Below are 15,768 nucleotides of genomic sequence, written 5' to 3' on the forward strand. Positions count from 1 at the left end.
TAAAAATGGTTAGCGTAGGCTTATTGTTGCTCAGACTGGTGATCGGGATTTCTTTCATCGGACATGGTAGCCAAAAGCTGTTTGGCTGGTTCGGAGGTTATGGCCCCAAGGGAACCGGAGGTTGGATGGAGTCCATCGGCATGAAGCCTGGTGTAGCCATGGCGGTGCTGGCGGGAGTGATGGAACTGGTTGGCGGAGTGCTGTTCACCTTCGGGCTGCTGACTCCGCTAGCTTCGGCGCTGATTATTGCCACCATGTTTGGAGCGATTGTGAAGGTTCACGCGCCGAACGGGTTCTGGGCAACGGCGGGCGGGATTGAGTTTCCATTGACCCTGCTGGTAGTTGCCGCCGGAGTGGCTCTGACCGGGGCCGGATCGATTTCACTTGACGCACTGTGGTTTAACTAAGAGAGGGGTAGATCAATATGACATTACGAAGCGCAGGTATTCATCATATTACAGCTTTTGTGGGCGACGTGCAGCGGAATGCTGACTTTTATGCTGGTATTCTCGGACTGCGGCTGGTGAAAAAAACAATCAATTTCGATGCACCTGAGGTGTACCACCTCTATTTCGGGAACGAAAGCGGGTCTCCCGGCACGATTATTACGTTCTTTCCTTGGTCGATGGGCCGTAAGGGGAGAATTGGCGGCGGGCAGGTTGGTGTAACCACCTATGCCATTCCGGTCGGATCGCTGGACTTCTGGGAGCAGCGACTCGCAGCATACCAGATCTCGGTAACCAAAGTCAGTCGAATCTCCGAATCCTACTTGTCCTTTGCTGACTACGACGGTCTGCGAATTGAGCTTGTGGAGCGTGAAGAGGGCCCGCTTAGCACCTGGTCCTTTGGCGGTGTTCCTGCTGAACACGCTATCAAGGGCTTTGGCGGGGCGGTCCTGTACAGCACAGAGCCAGCTAAGACAGCGGATACGCTGTCCCGTACACTGGGTATGGAAGTCATTGCGGAAGGTGACGGTTATATCCGCTTCAGGGCAGCAGGGGAAATCGGCAATATTATTGATCTGAAGGCAGAGCCTGTACCGCATGGCTCGGGAGGCACAGGAACGGTACATCATATTGCCTGGCGGGCCAGTGATGATGCCGAACAGCTTGCCTGGAGTCATCTTGTGCAGAGCCACGGCTACCAGCCAACGCCTGTCCAGGACCGCCAGTACTTCAACGCTATTTACTTCCGTGAAGAAGGCGGTATCCTGTTTGAGATTGCGACCGACCCTCCTGGATTTGCCCGCGACGAGGACCCGGACGCGCTAGGTGAGAAGCTGATGCTCCCTGCCTGGTACGAGCCGCATCGTGCAGCGATTGAAGCTAATTTGCAGCCGTTTGACATTCGAGAGATTGGAGTGAGACCAAGATGATACATGTATTTCGTAAGGGGACAGATGAGACGCAGCCCGTAATGGTTATGTTCCACGGAACCGGAGGTGATGAGCAGGATTTGCTGCCGCTGGCAGAATTGCTCTCCCCAGGTTCATCCGTGCTCGGCATCCGTGGCAATGTGCTCGAGAACGGGATGCCCCGTTTCTTCCGGCGGTTGTCCGAAGGGGTATTCGATGAAGAAGATCTGATCTTCCGCACGCAGGAGCTTAAGCAGTTCCTGGACGAGGCGGCAGTCAAGTACGGGTTCTCAGTCGACAATGTGGTTGTCGTTGGTTATTCCAATGGCGCCAATATTGCCGGAAGCCTGCTGTTCCACTATGGAAAGGCCTACCGGGCCGCAGTACTGCTGCACCCAATGGTGCCGTTGCGGGGTCTTGAGCTGGCGGATATGAGCGGTCTTCCGGTCTTCATCGGAACATCGATGAATGATCACATGGTTCCGGCGCATGAGAGCCGGGAGCTGGAAGAACTGCTGCAGGGCGCAGGTGCAGTTGTGAATACGTATTGGGGCAATCAGGGGCACCGTCTGAATGTGGAAGAGGCGGAAGCGGCCAGGGACTGGCTGAAGCTTCAATAAGCCTATTGGGGCTGCGTGTGTACAGCGACAGCGGACAACTACATTTTCAAACAAGTTCGGCGTATTGAATGAATTCAAAGGGTAATAGAGAGCAGAAACAGTATATCCATTTGCTAATCTCGGCAGGGCGATGGACGTGCGCGTTATCTGCTCTTTCTGCTGTAATAAATGTTATATTGGTAGTAGCGGATAGAGCGACACACTCATGCTAGGAAAGGGGCAGCGCCCATGTCCATTGAGGGACAGACTGTTTTACCTGCTATCCGAAAGATGAAGCATCTGGAGAAGCTATTGCAATCCTCCTACGAATATATTGTGCTGCTCGAGAGTCATATCGGGCAACTGAAGGACATTGTTGATCTGGCAAAATCGCACCGGAAAAAGCTGCTGCTGCATATGGATTTGGTAGAGGGATTGAAGAATGATGAGGCCGCCGCAGATTTTCTATGCCAGAGCATCAAGCCTGCAGGTTTGATCTCAACCCGAGCCAATGTGATCCTCAAAGCAAGGCAAAACGGCTTGCTGGCCATTCAGCGGGTATTTCTGCTGGACTCCAGCGCTCTGGACAAAAGCTATGCTCTGCTAGAACGGACACAGCCCGATTATATTGAGGTGCTTCCGGGTGTCATCCCGGGCCTCATCACAGAAGTGAGGGAGCGTACAGGTATCCCGATTTTTGCTGGCGGCTTGATCCGTACGGTGGACGATGTGGAGAAAGCATTGGCAGCAGGGGCAACCGCTGTGACGACTTCCCAAATGGATCTGTGCCGGCATTACGCGAAGAAAAAATGAATCTGGGGGTGCAGCATGGACAAAAAGTATATTCTGGCCTTGGACCAAGGCACGACCAGCTCAAGAGCCATTCTATTTGATCGTACAGGTACGATTATTCATATTGCCCAGCAGGAATTCAAGCAGCATTTTCCCCAACCTGGCTGGGTGGAGCATGATGCCAATGAGATCTGGATCTCCATTCTGGCGGTCATCTCGTCATTGTTCACCGAGACGGCGATTTCTCCGGAAGAGGTTGCCGCCATCGGGATCACCAATCAGCGGGAGACGACTGTAGTTTGGGATCGAACCACAGGGATGCCGGCGTATCATGCAATCGTCTGGCAGTCCAGACAAACAACAGAGATTTGCGAAGAACTCAAGGCTCAGGGTCATGAAGAAGTCTTCAAACAGAAGACGGGGCTGCGTCTCGACGCGTACTTCTCGGGCACAAAGGTAAAGTGGATTCTGGACCATGTTCCGGGCGCGCGGGAGAAGGCAGAACGCGGAGATCTGCTGTTCGGGACGATGGACACTTGGTTAATCTGGCGACTGACCGACGGAAGCACTCATGTTACCGATTACTCTAATGCATCACGAACGCTGATGTACAACATCCACGAGTTGCAGTGGGATGAGGAGCTCTTGGCGCTGCTGAATATTCCGCGCTCCATGCTGCCAGAAGTCCGGTCGTCCTCCGAAGTCTATGGCTATACGAACCGGCAGCATTTTTTCAATGCCGCTGTACCGATCTCGGGCGCTGCGGGTGACCAACAGGCCGCATTATTCGGGCAGACCTGCTTTGAGCAAGGGACCGCGAACAATACATACGGCACCGGGGCGTTTATGCTGATGCATACCGGAGAGCAGGCGATTACCTCAGGGAATGGATTGCTGACCACGATTGCCTGGGGATTGAACGGGAAGGTCGAGTACGCGCTGGAGGGCAGCATCTTTGTCGCTGGATCGGCGATTCAGTGGCTTCGTGACGGGCTGCGGATGATCAAGAATGCCGCAGTTAGCGAAGAATACGCTTCGCGGGTGAATTCAACAGAAGGCGTCTACGTGGTACCTGCCTTTGTTGGCCTGGGCACGCCGTATTGGGACAGTGAGGTCCGGGGTTCGGTATTCGGCCTGACACGAGGTACCTCGAAGGAGCATTTGATCCGTGCGACTTTGGAATCGCTGGCTTACCAGACCCGTGATGTACTTGCGGCCATGGAGGAGGATTCCGGTATTTCGCTTAAGAAGCTGCGGGTGGGAGGTGGCGCGGCCCGAAATAACTTCCTGATGCAGTTCCAGAGCGATATGCTGGGTGTTACGGTAGAGCGGCCAGTGATTAGCGAGACCACGGCGCTTGGAGCGGCGTATCTCGCGGGGCTAGCTGTAGGGTTCTGGCAGGATCAAGATGAGATTTCTGCCTTATGGCAGATTCAGCGCGCCTTCGACAGAACGATGGACGAAGGGGCAGCAGATGCTCTGTACAGTGGATGGAAAAAAGCGGTGCGTGCCGCACAGGCTTTTCACTAAAAAGTAGGCATGGTATACTTACCTCAACAAGTTAATACAATAGGTTGGAGAACTGGAGAAACCACAACAGCCGCTGCGCAAGATATCGCAGCCGGCATGTTTGTGGTTTTTTTTTGCAAATATAAGAATTTATATGTTTTACAGTGTAAATCATCCTTATATTTCTCGCTGTAACGGATGCCGCCTCTTAGAGGACGGCAAGCCGTTTCTACTTGTATGGGAGGAAACAGACATGGGAACTTTTTCGGCAGGCAAACGGGATCAATATCTGAAGCAAATGACGGAACAGGAATGGGATGTATTGGTGATCGGGGGAGGCATCACAGGTGCGGGAATTGCTTTGGACGCACAGACCCGCGGCCTGCGGACTGTCCTTTTGGAGATGCAGGATTTTGCCGGGGGTACTTCTAGCCGCTCGACCAAGCTTGTACATGGCGGACTCCGCTATTTGAAGCAGTTGGAGATTGGGGTGGTGGCAGAGGTGGGCAAAGAGCGGGCGATTGTTTACGAGAATGGGCCTCATGTCACTACGCCGGAATGGATGCTGCTGCCGATTTACGAGGGGGGTACCTTCGGGAAAATCTCGACATCCTTTGGACTCCGAGTCTACGACTATTTGGCCGGTGTCAAGAAGGGAGAGCGCCGAACGATGCTGAGTGCCGGGGAGACACTGAGCAAAGAGCCGCTGCTGAGGCAGCAAGGTCTTAAGGGCGGGGGCTATTATGTGGAGTATCGGACGGACGATGCCCGTCTGACGATTGAAGTATTGAAGGAGGCTGTGAGGCACGGGGCGCTGGCTGTGAACTACGCCAAGGTGGAACAGTTTATTTATGATAATAAGCAGTTGGCGGGTGTTGAAGTATTAGATCAGTTCAGCGGACGTTCTTATGAGCTTCGTGCGAAGCATATCATTAATGCCGCCGGACCTTGGGTAGATACCCTGCGGGAGAAGGACCATTCCAAAGAGGGTAAAATGCTGCATTTATCCAAGGGCGTTCACCTGGTGTTCGACCAGAGGCGTTTTCCGCTGAAGCAGGCGATTTACTTTGATACTCCGGATGGGCGCATGATGTTCGCGATCCCGCGGGACAACAAAACTTATGTTGGGACGACCGATACAAATTATAAAGGCGATCTGATAAATCCGCTGGTTACTGAAGCTGATAGGGTATATATCCTTCAGGCGGCCAATGAGATGTTCCCCGGCATGAAGCTGACGGACGATGATGTGGAATCCAGCTGGGCAGGATTGCGTCCTCTGATACATCAAGAGGGTAAAAGCCCGTCCGAGATTTCCCGCAAGGATGAAATTTTTGTCTCGGCCTCAGGTTTGATCTCTATGGCTGGAGGCAAGCTGACCGGCTACCGCAAAATGGCGGAGACGGTGGTGGATTTGGTCGCAAAGCAACGGAGCGCTGCCGGACTTAATGCTATTTCTGGATGCCAGACTGTGCACATGCCGATCTCCGGCGGTGATGTCGGGGGCTCCATTCAATATAAGAACTTTGTGCAGGAACGTATTCCGGAAGGAACGAGACTGGGGCTATCGCCGCTTGAGGCGGAGCAACTGGTACGGAGATACGGTTCTAACATCGGCGAAGTTTATGCGTTAATGGAGAAGCACGATCTTGAAGCAGAGTCGGCAAGACTGCCGGTATCCTTGCTGGCTGCTCTTCTGTATTCAATAGAAGAGGAAATGACGCTGAAGCCGGTGGACTTTTTTATCCGCCGCACGGGTGCGCTTTTCTTCAATATAGCCTGGGTAGTGGAATGGAAGGATGAAGTAATTGCCTATATGGAAAAATATTTCGGATGGACGACAGAATTGACGGCTCAGTATGCCCAGGAATTAAATGACCGGTTGGCCGAGGCGATTCAGGCTGCGGATGCTTAAGCACAAAAATCGTTGAATTCTACCCCTCCTGTAGTAGTATAAAGATTACGTTAAAAAGAGTGATCTAGAAGGGAGGGGCTTTGAAATTGGGCCGTAAAGATTTCTCAATGCTGCTTTTATTGGCTCTCATCTGGGGCGCATCCTTCTTGTTCATGCGGATTGCTTCCCCTGTGTTTGGTCCTGTCTTCACCACGGAGCTGCGGGTGAGTATGGCTGCCGCCGCTCTGCTTCTCTATGCGCTGGTGACCCGGCGTAAACTGGGGTTGTGGCGACACTGGAAGCCATTTCTCGTGCTGGGTGGTTTGAATGCGGCGTTGCCCTTCACGCTGATCTGTATGGCTGAGCTGCATCTGAGTGCTTCGCTGGCCGCCATACTGAATGCCACCACGCCCATGTTCACAGCGTTGGCAGCTTGGGGCACGCACCAAGAGAAGCCCGGACGTTCTAAGAGCCTAGGATTGATCATTGGTGTGCTTGGTGTCATTGTCCTTGTGGGCTGGAGTCCGGTGCCGCTGGAGGGCAAGGTATTGATGTCGGTATTGTTCTCCCTTGGCGCCGCGTTGTCTTATGGTTTTGGGGGCTTGTATGCTGCCCGCGCCGGGAAAGGGGTAGAGCCGTTGACGCTTGCGATCGGACAGCAGCTCGGAGCGAGTGTACTGCTCTTGCCACTCGCAATTATATTTATGCCCCGGCAGATGCCTACAGCGGCGGCGGTATACTCGGTTATTGGGTTATCGATCTTGTGTACCTCCATCGCATATCTAATCTACTTTAGACTGATCCACAATGTGGGCGCCGTGAAAACGGCCAGTGTAACATTCCTAGTGCCTGTCTTCGGGGTGGTCTGGGGTGTGTTATTTCTACATGAACAAGTATATTTGAACACGATACTCGGCTTGGTCATTATCTTGCTGAGTGTAACACTGGTTAACCGAAGAGGCGGCCGGCGTAAGACGGTCGATATAGCCGGGAATTTGGACAAGGGGGCATAGCTCCAGTTCGTTTTCTTACCTGGGAACTAGGCAATCTAATATGGGGGAAGGTGCCTTTAACAATTGGACGGGGCTCTCTTTCAGCGAAAGAGGACGGAATCAGGTGGTTATACCTGACTTCGTCCTTTTTTTCTTGGAACCAAGCAGCCGATAAGCTCTCGATTGCAGCCAGCCGTTTACCTGTTGGAAAGTGGCAGACTGTCTGCCGTAGTTGTTTTCAATGGTATAGAGTTTGGAAAACATCGGGGAGACAATACTGTAGATGCCTCTCGCTCCCGCATCGTATTCGTATTTTTTGGAACCGAATGAGAATCTGGAACGTAGCCTGCCCAGTACATTTCCTTCGTGATTCGACACTTCCCACTTAGAAGAGAAGAAGGGGAACCGACCGTGGAAAAGCTTGTTTTTATCCGGTCCGTATACCGATATTGCAGTACTAAATGCGCTGTGTAGGTCGAGTTCCCCGGCGAACTGGCCGGATACGTCCATGATCGGAGTAATTCCCTTACTGAAGAAATTGTCACTGAAATAAAGTTCTCTCATGCGGCTCCCTCCGTTATGTGCTATTCATCACCTATTTCTTTTTTACGTAGCTATCAATACCTGCGTTTCCACTATAAAGTTGCACAGGCGTACTTTTTTGGTTACGCTCTTAGTAAACTATGGAAGCAGGCTCCTATAGGATGGATGGTAAAGGGGATACCAGAACTAGTTTTTGGTAAAATAAAAAAGTTCATATTGCAGGGAATAGGCTTTAAATTCAGTCTTATAGATTAGAGGTAATCAGATGGCTACTGGTGCTGTTTGTTACATGCCAGCCGGTTTACGTATTGTTATAATGGACAAGTTGAAATTCTTGCACATGAACTGCTGTCCGAACCAAGGACAGTGCGGCAGGTTTTGCCGGTGGAACGTGTGGCAGCAGCAAGGGCAGGTGGAGTTATGCATTCAATGAAAGAGGCGCTGGAGCGGTTCAAGATTGTAAGGCTATTGATATCCATTTACCGGATTCGGGCAGTACGCGCTCTTTTTCCGCTGGCGATTATTGCGCTTGTATATTGGGAAGGACAGCATGAACTGAAACAGGTTCATTTGGGACGCACGCTCCGCGAGCTAAAGGGAGTTCCGGCATCATCCATCTTTCAGATGATGGGCATTGCATTGCTTGCGGTAGCGGTAATGAGTGCGTATGACTATTTGATTCGTGCTCATTTCAAGCTGAAGGTTAGTGTATGGAGCACGTTCCGTTATGCATGGATTGCCAATACATTCAACAACCTGATTGGCTTTGCCGGGCTGGCTGGTGTAGGCTTACGGACCTTGCTATACAAGAAGAGCGGCGTGTCCTCGGCCGTTCTGACACCGGCGATCGTCTTCCTGTCGCCACTTATGATTACAGGGTTGTCCCTGTTATCCTGGGGCAACATCTTTGGTATTCTACCCGCAGCGGGACTGATGCATGAGCACCGGTGGCTGGTGTTCGCAGTCTGGGGTATGGCGCTTTACCTGCCATTCTTTGTATTCGTACAGCGGTCGGCGCTGTATGCGAAGTGGATTAACCGTGGGCAGGGACGAACACCGTGGATCACGGTAGGCAGTTCGGTCGGTGCATCTTTCCTCGAATGGCTGTTTGCCGGTATTACATTCTGGTCGATTGGTCATCATCTGCTGGGTGGTGTACATTTTGTGACCATCTTCAGCATTTATACGGTTGCGGCCATCGCTGGTATTCTCAGTATGGCTCCCGGCGGGATCGGGGCGTTCGACCTTATCGCGCTTCTGGGGCTGACCCAAATGGGGTATCAGACTGATCAGGCTATGGCGGTGCTGGTAATATTCCGTTTGTTCTATTATCTGATTCCTTGGCTGATCGGCCTCGTGCTGGCCGCATTGGAAATCGGGCTGCAGGGCAGAAAGATGCTTGAACGCGCAACGCAGGGACTGGAGCCCTCACTGAACCTGTGGCAGAAAATCTGGCGCTGGCCGGGACAGTACACCTTCCTCAGCGACCTTGGGGTATGGGCGCTAGGCAAACTGGTCTTTGCCAGCGGTCTCATTCTGCTGCTGTCGGCAGCAACGCCGGAACTGTTGTACCGGCTGGAGATCACGGAAGAGCTGCTGTCATTTCCGATCATGCGGCTATCGCATCATTTATCTGTCTTGATTGGCTTTATGCTCATCCTGTTGTCGCGAGGCATCTCCCTGCGGATCCGCAGGGCCTATACTTGGACCAGCCTCTCGCTCTTGGGCGGTGCGCTGTTTGCGTTTACCAAAGGTTTTGATTACGAAGAGGCTATCTTCCTGCTGGTGGTTGGGGTGATCCTTTGGATTTCTAGAGCGCGGTTTTACCGGGTCAGTGCACCGGTCAGCCGGCAGAGTACGGCTAGGTGGTTGGCGCTGACTTCAGTGATTGCCGTGATCTATTATTTGCTCGGCAGTCATGTGCATCGTGGTTTTCTGAAGCATCTTCCGCCAGGCATTCATCCGGAGTGGCTGCAACGACACAGTAATGTTGCCTTTACTGCTGCCAGCGGGCTTATCTTCTCCTGGCTCCTGTTGACGATGTTCGTCACACTCAGGCCCCACCGCAGCTCAGAGGAGCTATCTGGCCCTGCGGACATGGACCGGCTCACACAGTTTCTGAATAAGGTGCCCGGTAATTCCCTGACCCATATGCTGTTTCTAGGGGATAAAAGCTTCTATTGGGCACAGGGTGGGGAAGTGCTGCTCCCTTATTCCCGGGTGCGTGACAAGCTTGTAGTACTTGGTGATCCGTTGGGACCGAAGGAGCTTATTAACAACGCCATCAGCGAGTTCCGGCAGGAGGCGGACAAGTATGGGCTGTCTGTTGTCTTCTATCAGGCTACGCCTGCGTTCTTGCCGGTGTATCATGAGCAAGGCTACCATTTCTTCAAACTTGGGGAAGAAGCTATGGTACCATTGGAGACGTTCACGCTCAGTGGCCGCAAGAATGCCGACCTGCGCAGTGTTAACAACCGTTTTGAACGGGAAGGATACCAGTTTGAAATATCGCAGCCGCCGCATTCTGCCCTCCTGATTACAGATTTGCACTCGATTTCGGGGGAGTGGCTGGGCGGACGGACGGAAAAAGGGTATTCGCTCGGCTGGTTCAAGGAATCCTATCTGCAGCTTGCTCCGATTGCACTGCTGAGAGGGGCTTCCGGGGAGGTGGTGGCCTTTGCCACCCTTGTTCCGGGGTATGACGGGGGTATGACACTCTCCATCGATCTGATGCGTCACCGGAAACAGGCGCCGAACGGGACAATGGATTATCTATTCATCACATTGATGGAATGGGCCAAGGAGCAGGGCTATCGAAGATTCAATCTTGGCAATGCCCCTCTCTCCAGTGTCGGTCAGAATGCTGGTGCGCTTCGAGAAGAGAAGCTCGCCCGTCTGGTCTTCAAGAAGGGGGGCCATTGGTACGGCTTCTCCGGTCTACGCCGCTACAAGGAGAAGTTTGGTCCGGAGTGGGAACCTCGTTATCTTGCGTACCCGGCTTCCCTGCAACTACCGATTCTGACAGTGGATCTCGTGCGGCTCGTATCCAAGCATCCGGAGACGGAGGAGTAGATTTTCTGGACTAGATATACATAAAGAACCCATTCTCACCATTACGTGGAGAGATGGGTTCTTTTATTTGCTGCCAAATATGTGATTGATATTGTCTGCCCTATTCTTCATTCGCCTCGCCGGGAAGGGCCCAGACGGAGACGCTTCCGCCACTCACGGGAAAGACGGCCCAGCCGTCCTGTCCAATGGTAAGCGATTCCTTGTGGGTACCGGTGAAATCCACCCATACCTCACCAGCTCGGTGCTTGCCTACCAGCATCCGCTTCTCACCCTTGTCTCCATTGGAGATCACAACTGCACAGCCGGAGCCTGCAATCTCCTTCACACCAAGACGTACCCAGCCGATCGTATTGGGGTGGTCAAAATAATCCTTCTGCTCCCCGTAAGCCTTGTGGTAGCGAGCATATAGCAACGGGTCGATCGCGGCTTTTTTGCCTTCGATCGGGGCTGGGCCGCCGATTCCGTAATAGTCGCCGTAGAAGACGACCGGGTACCCGTCGCGGCGCAGCAGAATGAGGGCATAGGCAATCTGCTTGAACCAGTCACCGACCCATGATTCCAGCGCCTCATGGGGCTGGGAGTCATGGTTGTCGACGAAGGTGACGGCATTGCCGGGATGGCTCTGCACCAATGTATCATTAAAAATGGTGCGGAGATCAAAATCCCGTCCGCCAAGGGCTGCAGAGTACAGCTTGTAATGCAACGATACGTCAAAGAGATCAATCCGATAATCCACCGTGTCCAGAAATTCGCGGCAGGAGGCAAGGTCGGGATTCCAGAATTCCCCTACAAGGTAGAAATCCTCCCCGCGCTTGTGTACCATTTCCGCTGCAAATTCCTTTATGAATTCATGGTTAATGTGCTTGATGGCGTCGAGACGATAGCCGCTGCATTGCAGTGTATCCACCAGCCACCCTCCCCACCGGAGCATTTCCTTTCTGACTTCGGGATGACTGTAATCAATATTCGCGAACATCAGATAATCATAGTTGCCGAATTCATCATCCACATTCTTATTCCAGGTCTTGTTCTCACCTACAATACGAAATACGCCGGAGCGGCCTTCCTTGGCATTGAAGTCTGTGCCATTGAAATGGTCGAAATTCCACTTGAAGGGAGAATGCTCCTCTCCGCGTCCCGGAAAAGTGAACTTGGTCCATCCCTCGATTTCGAACGGCTGCGAAATTTCTTTCGTTCGGTCATGGGGATCGACCTCGACTACCTTGAATACCTCAGTCTCATCCGCACCGGCTTTATGGTTCATGACCAGATCCACATATACAGCGATGGCGTTTTTTTGGCACTCGGCAATGGCGTCGATCAGCTCTTGCTTGGTACCATATTTGGTGCGTACTGTACCTTTTTGGTCATATTCACCCAGATCATAGAGGTCATAGACACCATATCCGGTGTCTTCTGCGGAGACGGCCTTGGTCACGGGCGGAATCCATATGGCGTCAATACCGGTGCTTCTCAGCCCTGGCGCCATTTCCGCGAGATGTTTCCAGTGCTTCCCGTCGGCGGTGACATGCCACTCGAAAAACTGCATCATCGTATGATTTCTCTGCATCCATCTGCCTCCTTCGCTGCTGTTAGCAACTTTCAGATCTCTCTTTAGGCTTCTTCTGTTATTCTTCACTTTTTAAAGGGAGGGAATACCAGTTTCTTGCAGATGTCATGATCTTTTTTCAAGTCATTGAAACAGATCTAGCTGGCGCGGAGCCAGGCCACCGTCTATGCCGAGCATGTCCTGAAGCTCCTTGGCGTTGTCTGTAGCATCGCCGCCGGAATTGTTGTTGAAGACTACGTAGAGCTTACGACAGTTCTTCTCCAGCTGTTGCAGACGTTCCTTCCACTCAATGAGTTCCTCCCGGTCATACCGGTATAGATAGCGCAGTTTACGCCAATCGGGGTGGCTGCTTTGATGCCAGCCGGAGATATTGCGGCCGTGCAGCCGCACATAAGTGATATCCGGGGAAGTCGCTACGGCTACAATTGGAATCGAGCCAGCCCCGGCCTGTGGTTCATCCACTACGGTATGAATCCAACCCTCACGCGCCATGAAATGCAGCGTCTTATCGCGGAACGCCGGGCTGTACCAGCTCTCATGGCGAAATTCCAGAGCGCAGGGCACCTCTTTCATCCGAGCTCTGATATCGCGCAGCATATCCACATTCTCCTTCGTGCAGTCGAACCAGGGTGGGAATTGGAACAGGGTCATGGCCAACTTGCCGGATTGGATAACAGGCTGGATCGATTCGTGGAAAGCGGCGAACATGGCGTCTTTTGTATCAAAGTAATTCTTTTTATCGCGTAAATGGCCAGTCATCCCCTGATAGGCCTTCACGATGAACTGAAATCCGTCTGGTGTCTGGTTGACCCATTTCATATAATTTCTGACTGGCTGAACCGCGTAGAAGGAACTATCGATTTCTACGATGGAAAAATGGGCGCTGTACGTAGACAATCGCTCGGCCGGTTTGATTTTACCGTACAATTCTTCATGGTCGCCGAAGCCCGTCAGCCCTATTTTGATCAAAGGTGTTCTCCTCCTTGGCTGCTTTCTCTGGATGTTCTTAAAATACAATGTAACTTCTATATAAACTAAAAATACTCTTTCGCAAACAGACAATACATCAACGGCAGGTTAAGGACCGTAGGGTATTTTAATGGCCGGACCTAGGCCCGTCCTTCATACTCGGGCCGTAGGATGGACATGATCCGCAGTGATTCAAAGGTGTCGCCGACCTTGATGCATTCTCGCAGAGTCCCTTCCAGTCTGAATCCCTGGCGATGGTAAATACGCTGCGCCCGCGTGTTCTCATCCCTGACGTCCAGCCATAGCCGGTGCGTCTCCGTATGGTTAAATATCCAATCGATCAACAGTCGCAGTGCTTCAGGTCCATATCCGTGCCCTTTGGCCACAATGACAAGGCGCATGATGCAAACGGTTAGATTGGGGTCGTGCATTCCTGTCAGAATAACATATCCGGCCCGTTCTCCATTGGCATCCAGTATGATGAAATGAAGTACATCCTCTTCAGCAAGCGCCGCCTTATGCTGCTCCCGCTTCCATTGGCCAATATATCTGCGGTTGTCCTCCGCCTGTTCAGCGGCCAGCACGAAGTCAAGGTCCTGCTCAGTGGTTGTCCGTAAGTGTATGGAACTCGATTGAATATACATGATCGGTCTCCTTCCCATCAATTAACCCAGATTATAACAGAGCTATGGGTGTAAGATGAAGGTGTCCATGCCGAATTCACGACGTCAATTTGTCCTAATGTATTGTATAATTAGATGATTAACCTGAGGTGGCATGGAGCTACTATTACAGGATGGATGAGGAGAGCGGCCCGTTATGTACTATCTGGATATCGCTTCATGGCTGACAGAGGATAATCTGCGGCACATGCTGGAACAATATCGTTCGTTCGGACCTTTTCCGGGCATTGCGTTAACTTTTATGAAATCATTTGTGCCGCCCCTGCCTACCATTGCTATCGTCGGTTTGAACGGTGCAGTGTATGGCTTGTGGCTAGGCTTTCTGTATTCGTGGATTGGTCTGGTCGCGGGCTGTGTAACGACCTTTCTGATTGTCCGCAAAATCGCTTCTCACCCTTATCTGCGCAAATGGGCTTTGCGCCCAAAGGTGGCGAAGAGCATGACTTGGGTACGCCAACGGGGCTTCAGCTATGTGTTTCTGCTTAGTTTGTTTCCCGTTGGGCCATTCGTCGTCATTAATATGGCTGCAGGACTTGCCGGAATGCGGCTGCGTTCCTATCTGCTCGCCTTGATCGCGGGCAAAGCCATTATGGTGTTTGCCGTCTCTTATATCGGCAATGATCTGGAGCGATTTATTCATCATCCTGCGGAAGGACTGTATGTACTGCTCTTTATAGCGTTGTCTTTCTGGGGCGTCAAAGCCATCGAAAGCTATTTTACCAGAACAGCAATTGATGGCAGCAGTGGCAAAGAGATTGAACAGAAAGTAACATAGAGGACAAGTAGTGAAGATCTAAGTTTAAATTAAACTCCAGATATGAAAGGAAGAGGTGCCGTTATGAAATACCGTAAGCTTGGAAGCACGGGACTCAATGTGTCTGTGATCGGAATTGGGACCTGGCAGTTTGGCGGGGAATGGGGAAAGGATTTTACCCAGAACGAAGTTGATTCCATGCTGGACAAATCCGGAGAACTTGGTATCAATCTGATTGATACGGCAGAATGTTACGGCGACCATTTGTCGGAGAGGTTCATTGGTAACTATCTGGCTCGTCGCAATCGCGAGGACTGGATTGTGGCGACTAAGTTCGGCCACGGATTCACGGGACATCTTCAGCGGGAACAGCTTTGGAGCGCCGATCAAGTGCTGAAGCAACTGGATGATTCGCTTAAATCGCTCCACACCGAGTATATCGATCTCTACCAGTTCCATTCGGGAACCGATGCCGAGTTTGATAACGATAAACTCTGGAGCATGCTGGATAGACAGGTGCAGGCCGGCAAAATTCGCCACTTAGGGATCTCCATCAGCGCCTCTGGCAAAGGTGTTCACCAGACAGCCTCTGCTCAGGCAGTTGGAGCAGAAGCGATTCAAGTCGTGTACAATCGCCTGGAGCGCGGACCCGAAGAAGAAGTCTTCCCGCTATGCGCTAAGCATAACCTGGGTGTGCTAGCACGGGTACCGCTTGCCAGTGGCTATCTTAGCGGCAAATATAAACCGGATGCAGCCTTCCCGGCCGGTGATGTTCGGGCGAATCATAATGCGGACACGCGGCATAAGCAGCTGCTGGAAGTTGCGAGGATTGCAGAGAACGAAGTGCCGGAGGGGATTCCGATGGCGCAATGGGCTTTGGGTTGGTGCCTTCAGCATTCTGCAGTTACAAGTGTAATTCCTGGTTGTAAGGATGTTGCACAGGTTATCGCCAATGCGGCTGCCGCCGATCTGGACATGGTAAAGGACGGGCAATCCCAATAGTGGGATGTTTTGCTAATAGGGCGCCTCGCTGACCA

General features: G+C 52.1%; 14 protein-coding genes. 10 read left to right on the top strand and 4 right to left on the bottom strand.

What is annotated here, in order from left to right; all coding sequences use genetic code 11:
* Positions 1 to 5: 5 nt before the first annotated feature.
* The 7 genes from AC3Y23_RS11865 to AC3Y23_RS11895 all read left to right on the top strand — a co-directional run bounded on the left by AC3Y23_RS11865 (position 6) and on the right by AC3Y23_RS11895 (position 7,161).
* Positions 6 to 407: a DoxX family protein gene (locus AC3Y23_RS11865; protein ID WP_379199000.1), complete on the top strand. Its 402-nt coding sequence runs from the start codon at positions 6 to 8 to the stop codon at positions 405 to 407.
* A gap of 17 nt (positions 408 to 424) precedes the next feature.
* Entirely contained in the window at positions 425 to 1,375 is a 951-nt protein-coding gene (locus AC3Y23_RS11870; RefSeq protein WP_379199002.1) for a ring-cleaving dioxygenase, read from the top strand.
* Positions 1,372 to 1,974 (top strand): alpha/beta hydrolase, encoded by a 603-nt coding sequence (locus tag AC3Y23_RS11875; RefSeq protein WP_379199004.1) that lies wholly within the window; start codon positions 1,372 to 1,374, stop codon positions 1,972 to 1,974. The genes AC3Y23_RS11870 and AC3Y23_RS11875 overlap by 4 nt, the downstream gene beginning before the upstream one ends.
* A 228-nt stretch (positions 1,975 to 2,202) precedes the next feature.
* Positions 2,203 to 2,766, top strand: coding sequence for a glycerol-3-phosphate responsive antiterminator (locus tag AC3Y23_RS11880; protein ID WP_379199006.1), 564 nt, complete (start codon positions 2,203 to 2,205; stop codon positions 2,764 to 2,766).
* Positions 2,767 to 2,781: 15 nt separating this feature from the next.
* Complete coding sequence (gene glpK, locus AC3Y23_RS11885; RefSeq protein WP_379199008.1) at positions 2,782 to 4,275, top strand: glycerol kinase GlpK; 1,494 nt, start codon at positions 2,782 to 2,784, stop codon at positions 4,273 to 4,275.
* Between the two features lie 232 nt (positions 4,276 to 4,507).
* Complete coding sequence (locus tag AC3Y23_RS11890; protein ID WP_379199010.1) at positions 4,508 to 6,169, top strand: glycerol-3-phosphate dehydrogenase/oxidase; 1,662 nt, start codon at positions 4,508 to 4,510, stop codon at positions 6,167 to 6,169.
* 86 nt (positions 6,170 to 6,255) lie between these two features.
* Positions 6,256 to 7,161: a DMT family transporter gene (locus AC3Y23_RS11895; protein WP_379199012.1), complete on the top strand. Its 906-nt coding sequence runs from the start codon at positions 6,256 to 6,258 to the stop codon at positions 7,159 to 7,161.
* Between the two features lie 99 nt (positions 7,162 to 7,260).
* Here AC3Y23_RS11895 and AC3Y23_RS11900 read toward each other — a convergent pair whose 3' ends face one another.
* Positions 7,261 to 7,704 carry a hypothetical protein gene (locus AC3Y23_RS11900; RefSeq protein WP_379199014.1) on the bottom strand — a complete coding sequence of 148 codons (444 nt, stop codon included), beginning with the start codon at positions 7,702 to 7,704 and terminating at the stop codon, positions 7,261 to 7,263.
* Positions 7,705 to 8,103: 399 nt separating this feature from the next.
* Here AC3Y23_RS11900 and mprF point away from each other — a divergent pair, with 399 nt between their 5' ends.
* Positions 8,104 to 10,755: a bifunctional lysylphosphatidylglycerol flippase/synthetase MprF gene (mprF, locus tag AC3Y23_RS11905; RefSeq protein ID WP_379199016.1), complete on the top strand. Its 2,652-nt coding sequence runs from the start codon at positions 8,104 to 8,106 to the stop codon at positions 10,753 to 10,755.
* A 100-nt stretch (positions 10,756 to 10,855) separates the two neighbouring features.
* On the opposite strand, the gene AC3Y23_RS11910 is transcribed toward mprF, so the two are convergent.
* The 3 genes from AC3Y23_RS11910 to AC3Y23_RS11920 form a co-directional block, all read right to left on the bottom strand.
* The gene (locus AC3Y23_RS11910) at positions 10,856 to 12,325 is read right to left on the bottom strand and encodes an alpha-amylase (RefSeq protein WP_379199018.1); all 1,470 of its coding nucleotides are present in this window, start codon (positions 12,323 to 12,325) and stop codon (positions 10,856 to 10,858) included.
* A gap of 123 nt (positions 12,326 to 12,448) precedes the next feature.
* Positions 12,449 to 13,294, bottom strand: coding sequence for a DUF72 domain-containing protein (locus AC3Y23_RS11915; RefSeq protein WP_379199020.1), 846 nt, complete (start codon positions 13,292 to 13,294; stop codon positions 12,449 to 12,451).
* Between the two features lie 140 nt (positions 13,295 to 13,434).
* Positions 13,435 to 13,938, bottom strand: a complete 504-nt coding sequence (locus AC3Y23_RS11920; protein WP_379199022.1) for a GNAT family N-acetyltransferase — start codon at positions 13,936 to 13,938, stop codon at positions 13,435 to 13,437.
* 175 nt (positions 13,939 to 14,113) lie between these two features.
* On the opposite strand from AC3Y23_RS11920, the gene AC3Y23_RS11925 reads away from it, so the two are divergent.
* Positions 14,114 to 14,752, top strand: a complete 639-nt coding sequence (locus AC3Y23_RS11925) for a TVP38/TMEM64 family protein (protein WP_379199024.1) — start codon at positions 14,114 to 14,116, stop codon at positions 14,750 to 14,752.
* Positions 14,753 to 14,815: 63 nt separating this feature from the next.
* Positions 14,816 to 15,733 carry an aldo/keto reductase gene (locus AC3Y23_RS11930; protein WP_379199026.1) on the top strand — a complete coding sequence of 306 codons (918 nt, stop codon included), beginning with the start codon at positions 14,816 to 14,818 and terminating at the stop codon, positions 15,731 to 15,733.
* The last annotated feature ends 35 nt before the right edge of the window (positions 15,734 to 15,768 follow it).

Source organism: Paenibacillus sp. MAHUQ-45 (assembly GCF_058133325.1).